Raw genomic sequence first — 12315 nt, 5'->3', positions numbered from 1 at the left:
CTAGAGCGAGAGATTTGATATGAGCCTGAATCCAAGAGACGTGGTGATTGTCGACTTCGGTCGCACGCCAATGGGCCGCTCCAAGGGTGGCATGCACCGCAATACCCGCGCTGAAGACATGTCGGCGCACCTGATCAGCAAACTGCTGGAACGCAACGGCAAGGTCGACCCGAAAGAAGTCGAGGACGTGATCTGGGGCTGCGTCAACCAGACCCTGGAGCAGGGCTGGAACATCGCCCGCATGGCTTCGCTGATGACCCCGATCCCGCACACCTCTGCGGCGCAGACCGTCAGCCGCCTGTGCGGCTCGTCCATGAGCGCCCTGCACACGGCTGCCCAGGCGATCATGACCGGTAACGGTGATGTGTTCGTGGTGGGTGGCGTGGAGCACATGGGCCACGTCAGCATGATGCACGGCGTCGACCCCAACCCGCACCTGTCCTTGCATGCCGCCAAGGCTTCCGGGATGATGGGCCTGACTGCAGAAATGCTTGGCAAGATGCACGGCATCACCCGTGAGCAGCAGGACCTGTTCGGCTTGCGCTCACACCAGCTGGCCCACAAAGCCACGGTCGAAGGCAAGTTCAGGGATGAGATCATCCCGATGCAGGGCTACGACGAGAACGGCTTCCTGAAGGTGTTCGATTTCGACGAAACCATTCGCCCGGAAACCACCCTCGAAGGCCTGGCGTCGCTCAAGCCTGCGTTCAACCCGAAAGGCGGTACGGTCACGGCCGGTACCTCGTCGCAGATCACCGACGGCGCCTCGTGCATGATCGTCATGTCCGGTCAGCGTGCCATGGACCTGGGTATCCAGCCATTGGCGGTGATCCGTTCGATGGCCGTGGCCGGTGTAGACCCGGCAATCATGGGCTACGGCCCGGTGCCATCGACCCAGAAAGCCCTCAAGCGTGCGGGCTTGACCATGGCCGATATCGACTTCATCGAGCTCAACGAAGCCTTCGCTGCACAGGCCCTGCCCGTGCTGAAAGACTTGAAAGTGCTCGACAAGATGGATGAGAAGGTTAACCTGCACGGCGGCGCCATTGCTTTGGGCCACCCGTTCGGTTGCTCCGGGGCGCGGATTTCCGGCACCCTGCTCAACGTCATGAAGCAAAATGGCGGTACGCTGGGTGTTGCGACCATGTGCGTCGGCCTGGGCCAAGGTATCACCACTGTCTTCGAACGCGTCTGATCGCGTAGCGGGACAGCAGCCGGGGCCTAGTGCCCCGGTTTTGTTTTTTCAGGTTTTATTCAGGAGGTGTGCAACATGCAGATACAACCAGGCGTATACCGGCATTACAAAGGGCCTGAGTACCGTGTCTTCAGTGTTGCGCGGCACTCCGAAACCGAAGAGTGGATGGTGTTCTACCAATGCCTGTATGGTGATTACAGCTTCTGGGTACGTCCCCTGTCGATGTTCCAGGAGTCCGTCGAATTTGACGGCGAGCAGGTGCCACGCTTTGCTTTGGTCAAGGCCGAAGAGGGGCTGCCCGGGTTGCTGGGCAAGTCGCACGCGTGATCGTCCGAGCTTGACCTCACACTTTTGCCACTATATATAGCGGTGCCGCGTCTGGCACTTGGCGCGTTTTTTATCTTCAGATTCAGGAATACTCCGATCCATGGGCAAATCGCTGGTCATTGTGGAATCCCCGGCCAAGGCCAAGACCATCAACAAGTACCTGGGCAACCAGTACGTGGTGAAGTCGAGTATCGGCCATATCCGAGACCTCCCCACCAGCGGTTCGGCCAGCGCGAGCAAAGAGCCGGCCGCCAAGCGTGGCAAGGCTGCGGGTGAGGCGCCGGCGCTTTCGCCGAAAGAGAAGGCCCGCCGCCAGCTGGTGGCGCGCATGGGCGTCGACCCCGACCATGGCTGGAAGGCCAAGTACGAGATCCTGCCTGGCAAGGAAAAGGTGATCGAAGAGCTGCGCCGCCTGGCCAAGGATGCCGACACCATCTATCTCGCAACCGACTTGGACCGCGAAGGGGAAGCCATTGCCTGGCACCTGCGCGAGGCCATCGGGGGTGACGACACCCGCTACAAGCGCGTGGTGTTCAACGAAATTACCAAGAAGGCCATTCAGGAAGCGTTCTCGCAGCCAGGCGAGCTGGACATCGACCGGGTCAACGCCCAGCAGGCGCGGCGTTTCCTCGACCGCGTGGTCGGTTACATGGTTTCGCCGCTGCTGTGGGCCAAGATTGCCCGCGGTCTGTCCGCTGGCCGTGTGCAGTCGGTAGCGGTAAAGCTTGTGGTAGAGCGCGAGCGTGAGATCCGCGCGTTCATCCCGGAAGAGTACTGGGAGATCCACGCCGACCTCGGCACTGCCAAGAACGCCAAGGTGCGTTTCGAGGTGGCGCGCGAGAAGGGCGAGGCCTTCAAGCCGCTGAACGAAGCTCAGGCCATGGCTGCGCTGGAAAAGCTCAAGGCTTCCAGCTACAGCGTGGTCAAGCGCGAAGACCGCCCGACCAGCAGCAAGCCATCGGCACCGTTCATTACGTCCACCTTGCAGCAAGCGGCCAGTAACCGCCTGGGCTTCGGTGTGAAGAAAACCATGATGATGGCCCAGCGCTTGTACGAAGCTGGTTACATCACCTACATGCGTACCGACTCGACCAACCTGTCGGCTGACGCCCTGGATATGGCACGCAGCTACATCGAGCGGGAGTTCGGCAAGCAGTACCTGCCGGAGGCGCCACTGGTTTACGGCAGCAAGGAGGGCGCCCAGGAGGCGCACGAAGCGATTCGGCCTTCTGACGTGAATACCCACCCGACCAAGCTCAGCGGCATGGAGCGTGACGCCGAGCGCCTGTACGAGCTGATCTGGCGCCAGTTCCTGGCGTGCCAGATGCCGCCAGCGCAGTACCTGTCCACCAGCGTTACCGTCGCGGCCGGCGATTTCGAGCTGCGTGCCAAGGGCCGCATCCTCAAGTTCGACGGTTACACCCGTGTGCTGCCACAGCAGAGCAAGCCCGGCGAAGACGACGTGCTGCCAGAGATGGTGCAGGGTGAAGCACTCAAGCTGATCCAGATCGACCCGAGCCAGCACTTCACCAAGCCACCTGCACGCTTTACCGAAGCCAGCCTGGTCAAGGAAATGGAAAAGCGCGGCATTGGCCGCCCATCGACCTACGCGGCGATCATTTCCACCATCCAGGACCGTGGCTATGTGACGCTGCACAACCGCCGCTTCTACTCCGAGAAGATGGGCGACATCGTCACCGAGCGTTTGTCGGAGAGCTTCTCCAACCTGATGGACTACGGCTTTACCGCCGACATGGAAGAGAACCTCGACGACGTGGCCCAGGGCGAGCGTGACTGGAAAAACGTGCTCGACGAGTTCTACGGCGATTTCAGCAAAAAGCTGCAGACTGCCGAGTCCAGCGAAGACGGCATGCGCGCCAACCAGCCGACCATGACCAACATTCCGTGCAAGGAATGTGGTCGGCCGATGATGATTCGCACGGCCTCTACAGGTGTGTTCCTGGGTTGCTCTGGCTACAGCCTGCCGCCGAAAGAGCGCTGCAAGGCTACCGTCAACCTGGTGCCGGGCGACGAGATTGCCGCTGACGACGAGGGCGAGTCGGAATCGCGCGTGTTGCTGGGCAAGCACCGTTGCCCGATCTGCGCCACGGCGATGGACGCCTACCTGCTGGACGAGAAACACAAGCTGCACATCTGCGGTAACAACCCGGATTGCGCCGGTTACGAGATCGAAGAAGGCAACTACCGCATCAAGGGTTACGAAGGGCCGAGCCTGGAGTGCGACAAGTGCGGTAGCGAGATGCAGTTGAAGACCGGCCGTTTCGGCAAGTTCTTCGGCTGCACCAACCCCACGTGCAAGAACACCCGCAAGCTGCTCAAGAGCGGCGAGGCGGCGCCACCGAAGATGGACAAGGTGGACATGCCGGAGCTCAAGTGCGAGAAGGTCGACGATACCTACGTGCTGCGCGACGGTGCTTCCGGGTTGTTCCTGGCTGCCAGCCAGTTCCCCAAGAACCGCGAAACCCGTGCGCCGCTGGTGCTGGAGATTGTGCCGCACAAGCATGAGATCGACCCGAAGTACCACTTCCTGTGCGATGCGCCGCAGAAAGACCCGGATGGCCGCCCGGCGGTGATTCGCTACAGCCGCAAGACCAAGGAGCAGTACGTGCAGTCCGAGGTCGATGGCAAGCCGACCGGCTGGAAGGCGTTCTACGACGGCAATGCCTGGAAGGTTGAAGACAAGCGCTGATCCATCGGTGCTGTGATTTGGGGCCGCTTTGCGCCCCTTCGCGGGCTTGCCCGCTCCCACAGGTATCGCGCCGCCATTGAATGTGGCGCTGTACTGGTGGGAGCGGGCAAGCCCGCGAAGGGGCGCAAAGCGGCCCCAATCATTTATGATGCAGATATCCGCCTTGTAGCCTTATGGGAGGGCACTGAAATGGCCCAGGAACTCTACACCCGTACCAACCAGAAACTGTTCTTCGCCGGCCTCGCCCTCGAGTCCATGGCCAAGGCTGAACAAAGCCAGGCCATGAATGCCCAAGGTCTGGTCCAGGCTGAGCGCGAGTCGGCGCTGTTCCACCTGTATGGCGCTTTGTTGGGGCTGTGCCATGAGATCGGGGGCTTTTACCGCCTGCCGGTTGTCGCAACGGTGGAGCAAGCCCTGGCTGACGATGCCCTGAACGGTATCGCCATCCCGGAAGTGGCCGAGTTGCTGGAGCTGGCCCGCCAGCGGGAAACCTGGCTGGCGCAAATGCTCGGTGCTTATGCCGATTTGTTCCGACCACCGGTCGCCAGAAAAGCGCCGAAAACCGACGTTACCCAGCCCCTGATTCAAGCTGTCAATCTTGATGAGCCTGAGCATCCAGCGCTGTCGCGTGCCGAGCTGGAAAGCTGGCGCAATGACCTTAAAAGTTTGGTGAGACGTTTCCGTGACGCGTTGAGTGAGTGCTGATAGCCGCAACGGCTGGTACAATAATCGCCTTTCGCGGAGAACTGCCATTTATGTCTACGTCTTTTCTGGAAATTGTCGAGTTGCCTGACGGCCGCATCGAACTTCGTCGCGCCGAGGATGAGGGCTCTCTGGTAACCCTGGATTTCTCGGAAGACGCCAAGGTGTTCCTGCAGGGTCAGCATGTGGAAGTGGCAAAGGCCATGCTCAGTGTGGGCGTGCAGATGGCCGGTCGCCTGATGGATGGCGAGCTCGAGCGTGATGAAGGGCCGCGTGTGCTGCACTGAGTGTGCAGCAGCGTATCAGGCTATTTGAAGTGACAGGCAAAGCCTGAACATCAGCCGAGGCGGATGTTCAGGCTTTGTGCGTTTCCGGCACTGGCTGCACGTAGCAGTTGTTGGCGTGCAGTGGCATTGACGTTGCCCAGCCAGCTCACCACGGTGTGGCTGAGGCCCAGGTGCAAAGCCTCACAGGCCAGTTGCAGCGCGCTTTGATTGCTGCGGGGTTGCAGCAGCAGAATACGTTCACGGTTGAGCCCGGCATCGCGCAGCCAGGCCTGGGTCAGGCTTGGCGGTGGGGCGATCAGGGTCAGCCAGCGGGCCTCGTCCTCTTCGCTCAGTTCGCGCAGCACGGGGGCCAGCAGGCTTTGGCAGTGGCCAGGGGCGCCGCGCAGCGACAGTTCGCTGAACAGCTCGGGCTGGCTGCTCTTGCGCGCCGGTTCCCTGGCTTTCAGGCCTGGCAGCACGGGCTGGGCGAGGAATGCTTCGAACAGGGGCAACTGGGCTTGCTCGGGTGCGTGAATGAACTGCTGCATGACGCCTCCTGGATCAGCGGCGAATGACGCCGACGCTCAAGCCCTCGATCACCAGCTCCTGTTCTTTCAGGTCGACTTCGATGGGGGCGAATTCGGGGTTTTCGGCAAGCAGCCAGACTTTGCTGCCTTCGCGCTTGAAGCGCTTGACGGTGACTTCGTCACCGATGCGCGCCACAACGATCTGGCCGTTGCGGGCTTCACGGCAGGTGTGCACCGCCAGCAGGTCACCGTCGAAGATGCCGACGTCCTTCATGCTCATGCCGTGTACGCGCAGCAAATAGTCGGCTTGGGGGTGGAAGAAGGCAGGGTTGATGTTGCAGGATTGCTCGATGTGCTGTTCGGCAAGAATCGGCGCACCGGCAGCGACCCGGCCGATGATGGGCAGGCCGGCTTCTTCGGCCTTGGCTTCCAGGCCAGGGATGCGGATGCCGCGGGAAGCGCCCGGCGTCATTTCGATCGCGCCCTTGCGGGCAAGGGCCTTGAGGTGCTCCTCGGCGGCATTGGGCGACTTGAAGCCCAGCTCCTGAGCAATCTCGGCGCGGGTAGGCGGGAAGCCGTTGTCTTCCAGGCAGCGCTTGATGAACGCGAGAATTTCGGCTTGGCGTGGCGTCAGTTTCAACATGGTAAGCGCTCTGTCTTTTTGTACAGTGACTGGGATTATATACAGTGTCGGGCCCGCTGCAAGCGCCAAGCTGCAAGAAAGGGCGAAACGGCAGTCCTCCTGCGCTTTTCAGCCACCCCAGAAGCGATTTCGCGATATCCGGCGGGTGTTCCTGTCACTTCACGCTTGCAGCTTCCAGCTTGCACCTTTTAAATGGCGACCGCCCAGTCACCGAGCCTTGACAGAAGCAGGGCTGAAACGTATGTTTCAAACACCTGTTTGTCTGACGGAGTAGTCGGAGTAGTCATGGCCCAATCGGAAACCGTTGAACGCATTCTCGACGCTGCCGAGCAGCTGTTCGCGGAAAGGGGGTTCGCCGAAACCTCGTTGCGGCTGATTACCAGCAAGGCCGGGGTCAACCTGGCGGCAGTCAACTATCATTTCGGCTCCAAGAAGGCGCTGATCCAGGCCGTTTTCTCGCGTTTCCTCGGCCCATTCTGCGCCAGTCTGGAGCGTGAGCTGGAGCGCCGCCAGGCCAAGCCGGAGCACAAGCCCAGCCTCGAAGAACTGCTGGAAATGCTCGTAGAGCAGGCGCTGGCCGTGCAGCCGCGCAGCAACAACGACCTGTCGATCTTCATGCGCCTGCTGGGCCTGGCGTTCAGCCAGAGCCAGGGTCACCTGCGGCGCTATCTGGAAGACATGTACGGCAAGGTGTTCCGCCGCTACATGCTGCTGGTGAACGAGGCTGCGCCACGCATTCCGCCACTGGAACTGTTCTGGCGTGTGCACTTCATGCTGGGTGCCGCGGCCTTCAGCATGTCCGGTATCAAGGCCCTGCGGGCGATTGCCGAGACCGACTTCGGCATCAACACCTCGATCGAGCAGGTGATGCGCCTGATGGTGCCGTTCCTGGCGGCAGGCATGCGCGCTGACAGCGGTGTGACCGACGAGGCGATGGCCACTGCGCAGCTACGCCCGCGCACAAAGACCGGTTCGGCTACCGCCAAGGCCTGAAGGCTGGGCGTGGCGGGGCGCTTCCGCTAAGCTAGCGCCCATGCCCGATTTCGATCTACTTCGCATCTCCCTTGCTGACCAGTGCCTGTACGGCTTCGCCTGTGGCCAACGGCGCGTGTCTGCCGGTGTCTGCTGCCCCTCGGTGGGCCTCTCTCTGTCTTCAATGAAGGATTACCCATGACTGTCAGCCTGCAAGGCTCCCTGATGGTGGATATCGCCGGTAAATGGCTGACCGCCGAAGACCGTCAACTGCTTCGCCAGCCGGAAGTGGCTGGCCTGATCATCTTCGCCCGCAATATCGACAGCCCGCGCCAGGTGCGCGAACTGTGCGCGTCCATCCGCGCCATTCGCCCCGATCTGATCCTGGCAGTGGACCAGGAAGGCGGGCGCGTACAGCGTCTGCGCCAGGGCTTTGTGCGCCTGCCGGCCATGCGTGCGCTGGCCGATAACGACAATGCTGAGTACCTGGCTGAGCAGTGCGGCTGGCTGATGGCGACTGAGGTGCTTGCGGTTGGCCTGGACCTCAGCTTCGCTCCGGTGCTCGACCTGGACCACCAGCGTAGCGCCGTGGTGGGCAGCCGCGCGTTCGAGGGTGACCCGCTGCTTGCAACGCGCCTGGCCGGCGCGTTCATCCGTGGCATGAATGCGGCGGGTATGGCTGCCTGTGGCAAGCATTTCCCGGGGCATGGCTGGGCCGAAGCCGATTCGCACGTGGCCATCCCCACTGATGAACGCAGCCTGGAACAACTGCGCCAGGCCGACCTGGTGCCGTTTACCCGCCTGAGTGGGCAACTGGCGGCAGTGATGCCGGCGCATGTCATCTACCCGCAGGTTGACAACCAGCCCGCTGGCTTCTCGCGGCGTTGGTTGCAGGACATCCTGCGTGGCGAGCTGGGCTTTGATGGGGTGATCTTCAGTGATGACCTGTCGATGGCCGGTGCGCATGTGGTGGGCGATGCAGCCAGCCGTATCGAAGCGGCGCTGAGCGCCGGTTGTGATATGGGCCTGGTGTGCAATGACCGGGCGGCGGCGGAGCTGGCGCTGAGTGCAGCGCAGCGCATGAAGGTCAAGCCGTCGCCGCGGATTGCGCGGATGCGTGGGCAAGGGTTTGCGCGAACCGATTATCGCCAGCAGCCGCGCTGGCTGGAGGCGTTGGGGGCATTGAAGGAAGCTCAGCTGGTCGATTGACTGCGCGGGCCTGTTCGTTCCCACAAGTCGGGTTTACCCGCGAATACGGTAGCGGCGGCAACGGTGAACGGCGGGTGGAGATTGGTCGGCAGGGCCGGCCCTTTCGCGGGTAAACCCGCTCCTACACGCGGCCTGTGCCCAACCACCGACCTGTGTCCACCCCTGATCCGTCGTAGGAGCGGGTTTACCCGCGAATACGGTAGCGGCGGCAGCGGTGAACGGCAGGTGGAGATTGGCCAGCAGGCCCGGCCCATTCGCGGGTGAACCCGCTCCTACACGCGGCCTGTGCCCAACCACCGACCTGTGTCCACCCCTGATCCGTTGTAGGAGCGGGTTTACCCGCGAATACGGTAGCGGCGGCAACGGTGAGCGGCAGGTGGAGATTGGCCAGCAGGGCCGGCCCATTCGCGGGTGAACCCGCTCCTACGCTCTATCCCCCTTTGGCCTACCGCCCGCGCTTCCCGGGCAATGGCGCAAACAGGGCCTCGATTTCTTCATCGCCAAGCCGCCATTGTCCAGCCTGCCCGCCGTCCAGCAGGCTGGCTGCCAGTGCTGCCTTTTCCTGCTGCAACAACTGGATCTTCTCTTCCACCGTACCCCGGGTAATCAGCTTGAACACGAACACCGGCTTGTCCTGGCCGATGCGGTAGGCACGGTCGGTAGCCTGGTTTTCGCTGGCCGGGTTCCACCAGGGGTCGAAGTGGATCACGGTGTCCGCCGCCGTCAGGTTCAAGCCTACGCCCCCAGCCTTGAGGCTGATCAGGAACACTTCGCTTTCACCTTGCTGGAACTGCTGCACTGGCGTGCGACGGTCGCGAGTGTCGCCGGTCAGCAGGCTGTAGCGGATTTTGCGCTTCTCAAGCTCCTGCTCGATCAGCGCCAGCATCGAGGTGAACTGTGAGAACAACAACACCCGACGCCCTTCGCTGAGCAGTTCTTCGAGCATTTCCAGCAGCGCACCCAGCTTGCCCTTGTCGGCCTGGTTGCCTTTGCTTTCTACCCCCTTGACCAGGCGCAGGTCACAGCATACCTGGCGCAGCTTGAGCAACGCGTCGAGGATCACGATCTGGCTGCGTGCGGCGCCATTGCGGGCGATTTCGTCGCGGACTTTCTGGTCCATGGCCACTCGCACGGCTTCATATGTATCGCGCTGGGCATCACTGAGCTCGACCCAGTGCACCATCTCGGTCTTGGCCGGCAGTTCTGTGGCCACCTGCTCCTTGGTGCGGCGCAGCAGGAACGGCCGGATGCGGCTGGCCAGGTGGGCCATGCGCTCGCTGTCACCGTGGCGTTCGATCGGGTTGCGGTAATCCTGGTTGAAGCGCTTCAGGTCGCCCAGCCAGCCGGGCATCAGGAAGTGGAAGATCGACCACAGCTCGCCCAGGTTGTTTTCCATCGGCGTGCCGGTCAGGCACAAACGCTGCCCGGCCTGTAGCTCGCAGACGGCGAGGGCAGCCTTGCTGCTGCTGCTCTTGATGTTTTGCGCCTCGTCCAGTATCAGCACGTGCCAGGCCTGGGGGCGCAGCTGTTCGAGGTCGCGCGGCATCAGGGCGTAAGTGGTCAGGACCAGATCGTACTCATGCAGCTTGGTGAAGTGCTTGCTGCGCCCCGGTCCATGCAGTGCCAGGACGCGCAGGTCGGGGGCGAAGCGCTGGGCTTCGTCCAGCCAGTTGGGAATGAGGCTGGTCGGCATGACTGCCAGGGCCGGTGCACTCAGGCGCCCGGACTGTTTCTCCAGCAGCAGATGGGCCAAGGCCTGCAGGGTCTTGCCCAGGCCCATGTCGTCGCCGAGGATGCCGCCGGTACCCATCTCGCGCAGGGCCTGCAGCCAGTTCAGGCCTTGCTGCTGATAAGGGCGCAAGCTGGCCTGCAGCCCGATGGGCGGTTCTACCTGCAGGTCGCGGGCATCGCGCAAGCGGCGGCCCAGGTCGCGCACGTGCTCGCCACCTTCCCAGTGCAGGGGCAGGCCTTCGATTTCGTTCAGGCGCGCGGCGTCGGCACGCTCCATGCGCAGGGACGGGCCTGCCGTGTCCTCGTGCAGGTACAGCTCGCCCAGGGTGCCCATGACTGCCTTGATGCGGCCGTAGGGCAGGGCGACGCGCAAAGCCGGGGCATCGAGACGGCCGCGGTTGAGGTCGATCAGCAGATGTTCATCATCGCTGCGCCGGGCCAGTTCGCTGGGGCGTAGCAGCTCCGGGCTGCTGCGCAGCAGGTGCAACACGATCGGCAGCAGGCTGTGGCGCTGGCCATCGACCACGATGCCTAATTCCAGGTCGAACCATTCATGGCCGGGCGCTTCGTCGATGGTTGCATACCAGTCGTCCACCTCCTGCAGGTTGAAGGCGAAGTCGCGGTGAATGTCGATGTCCCAACCGGCTTCGCGCAGGCGTGGCAGGCCCTCGCGGGCAAAGCGCAGCCAGGCTTCGTCGTCAGGCAACTGGTACATTTCGCCGGCGCTGTCGGGTAGGGCCTTGCTCTGCCGTGTAGCGGGTTTGAAGCCGAAATCGCGCAGCATCTGGCGCAGCGTCTGCTCGGCTTGAGGCTGGCGGCGAATGCGCTGGCTGGTGCTGCCTGCCAGGCGGGTCAGCGGCTTTTCGTCGGTGCCGCTGGCCTGCAAACCGTCATAATCGAACGCCAATGCGGCGCGATGTTGCATCTGCCGTTGCATGCGACCGGTTTTTGGCATGTAGGCGGTGTATTCAAGGCTGCCGAGAGCAAGAAGGGGCTTTGGCTGGATGTTATCGAGCAACTGCTCCTGCACTTGCGTCGGGGTCGGCACCTTGTGGCTGAGGGCATTGAGCTTGTGGCTCAGGGGTACGACCAGGTGTTCCGGTACATCGGGTGCAATAGTCAGCTGCACGGCGACGTGCGGATCCAGGCTGTGCTCGACCTTGCCCACTTCACGGGTTGGCAGGTCCAGGTAGTAAAGCGGCAGCAGCGGGATGACGCAGCGCAGCATCGCTTCGCCGCTGTACCACCGCCCCCGGTAATTTCCGTTGTCCAGGCGTACCCAGCGAAACTCGGCGTGACGCACCGGGCCTTCATGCAGCAGGGGGAGGTCGGTATCGAAGAACATTCGGCCGGTTTCGAGGGCGCGCTGGAACAGCTCGCCACCTTCATGGCCCTTCAGTCGGTAGCCGCGATCCTGGCCGCCGCCCTGATTCAGGGCCGAGAGCAGGCGCAGAATGCGGATGTCTTCGTCTGTTACGAAGCGCGGTGGCTCGTAGAGAAAATCGTAAAGGGACTGGACGCGGCTGAAGCGGATGCCGTCCTCCGTTCGCGTGCCCTTGCGCACAAGCAGGGCGCAGCCGGCATCGTCGGTAAGTTGCAGCTGATAGCACACCATGCGCCCGCGTTTGTCTTCGGTAGCGTCGGCTTTGGGCGGGGCCTGCTCCAGGCCGCTCAACCAGTGCTGCAGTTCGGCAGACAAGGCGCCCGGGTTGGCTTGCGTGTCCTTACTGCTGGAAAATCGCTCGCTGACGCAGAAAAGGACAGCGGCGCAATGCTTGCAGTTTTGCCGTACCGGGCAATCGCAGTCACCGCGCACATGGCAGCGGCCGCCCGCTACGTGCAATTTGATGTGTTGCCGGTAGTGGTTGCTGCCGCTCCCTTGGCAACTGGCCGTTATGGTTGGCCCATGAATGCCTTCCAGTTCGGCCCTGCCTTCCTCGGCATAGCGCTCACCGCGCTGCAGGGCAGCTTTGCTGAACGATTGAATCCAGTTCGGATAGGCGTTCACCATTTCGGCGGCATCGTCCTTCATG

Annotated in this window: 10 protein-coding genes; 7 read left to right on the top strand and 3 right to left on the bottom strand. The window is 62.5% G+C overall.

Going from position 1 to position 12315, the window contains the following annotated elements; translation table 11 throughout:
• The first annotated feature begins 19 nt into the window (after positions 1–19).
• From fadA to V7787_RS07470, 5 genes are all read left to right on the top strand, one after another.
• Entirely contained in the window at positions 20–1195 is a 1176-nt protein-coding gene (gene fadA, locus V7787_RS07490) for an acetyl-CoA C-acyltransferase FadA (protein WP_064492316.1), read from the top strand.
• 75 nt (positions 1196–1270) lie between these two features.
• Positions 1271–1522, top strand: a complete 252-nt coding sequence (locus V7787_RS07485) for a DUF1653 domain-containing protein (RefSeq protein ID WP_003248769.1) — start codon at positions 1271–1273, stop codon at positions 1520–1522.
• A gap of 100 nt (positions 1523–1622) precedes the next feature.
• Entirely contained in the window at positions 1623–4232 is a 2610-nt protein-coding gene (gene topA, locus V7787_RS07480; protein WP_064492315.1) for a type I DNA topoisomerase, read from the top strand.
• Positions 4233–4421: 189 nt separating this feature from the next.
• Positions 4422–4937: a DUF6586 family protein gene (locus V7787_RS07475; protein ID WP_003248773.1), complete on the top strand. Its 516-nt coding sequence runs from the start codon at positions 4422–4424 to the stop codon at positions 4935–4937.
• A 50-nt stretch (positions 4938–4987) separates the two neighbouring features.
• Positions 4988–5221 carry a hypothetical protein gene (locus V7787_RS07470; protein WP_003248777.1) on the top strand — a complete coding sequence of 78 codons (234 nt, stop codon included), beginning with the start codon at positions 4988–4990 and terminating at the stop codon, positions 5219–5221.
• A gap of 50 nt (positions 5222–5271) precedes the next feature.
• Here V7787_RS07470 and sulA read toward each other — a convergent pair whose 3' ends face one another.
• Both sulA and lexA read right to left on the bottom strand, forming a co-directional pair.
• Positions 5272–5748 carry an SOS-induced cell division inhibitor SulA gene (gene sulA / locus V7787_RS07465; protein ID WP_014753928.1) on the bottom strand — a complete coding sequence of 159 codons (477 nt, stop codon included), beginning with the start codon at positions 5746–5748 and terminating at the stop codon, positions 5272–5274.
• A gap of 13 nt (positions 5749–5761) precedes the next feature.
• Entirely contained in the window at positions 5762–6370 is a 609-nt protein-coding gene (gene lexA / locus V7787_RS07460; RefSeq protein WP_010953131.1) for a transcriptional repressor LexA, read from the bottom strand.
• Positions 6371–6655: 285 nt separating this feature from the next.
• On the opposite strand from lexA, the gene V7787_RS07455 reads away from it, so the two are divergent.
• Complete coding sequence (locus V7787_RS07455) at positions 6656–7363, top strand: TetR/AcrR family transcriptional regulator (protein ID WP_010953132.1); 708 nt, start codon at positions 6656–6658, stop codon at positions 7361–7363.
• A 189-nt stretch (positions 7364–7552) separates the two neighbouring features.
• Positions 7553–8551, top strand: a complete 999-nt coding sequence (gene nagZ / locus V7787_RS07450; protein WP_196766213.1) for a beta-N-acetylhexosaminidase — start codon at positions 7553–7555, stop codon at positions 8549–8551.
• Positions 8552–8996: 445 nt separating this feature from the next.
• Here nagZ and V7787_RS07445 read toward each other — a convergent pair whose 3' ends face one another.
• Positions 8997–12314 (bottom strand): DEAD/DEAH box helicase, encoded by a 3318-nt coding sequence (locus tag V7787_RS07445; RefSeq protein ID WP_081273149.1) that lies wholly within the window; start codon positions 12312–12314, stop codon positions 8997–8999.
• Between the last annotated feature and the right edge of the window lies 1 nt (position 12315).

The sequence above is a fragment of the Pseudomonas sp. CGJS7 genome, from assembly GCF_036961695.1.
This window is presented reverse-complemented; position numbering and strand designations above follow the sequence as displayed.

Bases quoted from the DNA above. Each gene is read 5' to 3' on its own strand.
- sulA (WP_014753928.1), bottom strand. From the start codon at position 5,748: ATGCAGCAGTTCATTCACGCACCCGAGCAAGCCCAGTTGCCCCTGTTC.
- V7787_RS07485 (WP_003248769.1), top strand. From the start codon at position 1,271: ATGCAGATACAACCAGGCGTATACCGGCATTACAAAGGGCCTGAGTAC.
- V7787_RS07475 (WP_003248773.1), top strand. From the start codon at position 4,422: ATGGCCCAGGAACTCTACACCCGTACCAACCAGAAACTGTTCTTCGCC.
- fadA (WP_064492316.1), top strand. From the start codon at position 20: ATGAGCCTGAATCCAAGAGACGTGGTGATTGTCGACTTCGGTCGCACG.
- V7787_RS07470 (WP_003248777.1), top strand. From the start codon at position 4,988: ATGTCTACGTCTTTTCTGGAAATTGTCGAGTTGCCTGACGGCCGCATC.
- topA (WP_064492315.1), top strand. From the start codon at position 1,623: ATGGGCAAATCGCTGGTCATTGTGGAATCCCCGGCCAAGGCCAAGACC.
- V7787_RS07445 (WP_081273149.1), bottom strand. From the start codon at position 12,314: ATGAAGGACGATGCCGCCGAAATGGTGAACGCCTATCCGAACTGGATT.
- V7787_RS07455 (WP_010953132.1), top strand. From the start codon at position 6,656: ATGGCCCAATCGGAAACCGTTGAACGCATTCTCGACGCTGCCGAGCAG.
- lexA (WP_010953131.1), bottom strand. From the start codon at position 6,370: ATGTTGAAACTGACGCCACGCCAAGCCGAAATTCTCGCGTTCATCAAG.